This window comes from Serinibacter arcticus, from assembly GCF_004786095.1.
Taxonomy (GTDB): domain Bacteria; phylum Actinomycetota; class Actinomycetes; order Actinomycetales; family Beutenbergiaceae; genus Litorihabitans; species Litorihabitans arcticus.
The window spans coordinates 1-540 of sequence record NZ_RHPJ01000009.1; the positions used below are offsets into that span (position 1 = coordinate 1).

The 540-nt window shown below is 68.3% G+C and carries 1 protein-coding gene; it reads left to right on the forward strand.

What is annotated here, in order from left to right; all coding sequences use genetic code 11:
• Nucleotides 1–540, forward strand: a 540-nt coding sequence (locus SERN_RS15180) for a DUF11 domain-containing protein (protein WP_233251750.1), incomplete at both ends; no start/stop codon positions are given.

Sequence of the window (540 nt, forward strand, 5' to 3'; positions counted from 1 at the left end):
ACCCCACCCCGGCACTGACCGTGGTCAAGACCTCTGACACCGAGCTCATCACCACCGCCGGCCAGGAGATCACCTACACCTTCGTGGTCACCAACACCGGCAACGTCACCATCACCGACGCCGCCCCCGTCGAGGTCGACTTCTCCGGAACCGGCGACCTCGGACCGATCACCCCGGCCTCAGCCACCCTGGCTCCCGGACAGAACGCCACCTACACGGCGACGTACGCCGTGACGCAGGCCGACGTGGACGCCGGCGAGGTCACCAACACCGCCACCGCCACCGGCACCCCCCCGCCGGGCACCGAACTGCCCCCGGTCCCGCCCTCCGACGTCACCATCCCCAGCGACCCCACCCCGGCGCTGACCGTGGTCAAGAGCTCCTCTGTCATCACTGATGAGGACTTCGTCGCTGGTCAGGAGATCACCTACACCTTCGTGGTCACCAACACCGGCAACGTCACGATCACCGACGCCGCCCCGGTCGAGGTCGACTTCTCCGGAACCGGCGACCTGGGACCGATCACCCCAGCATCGGTGG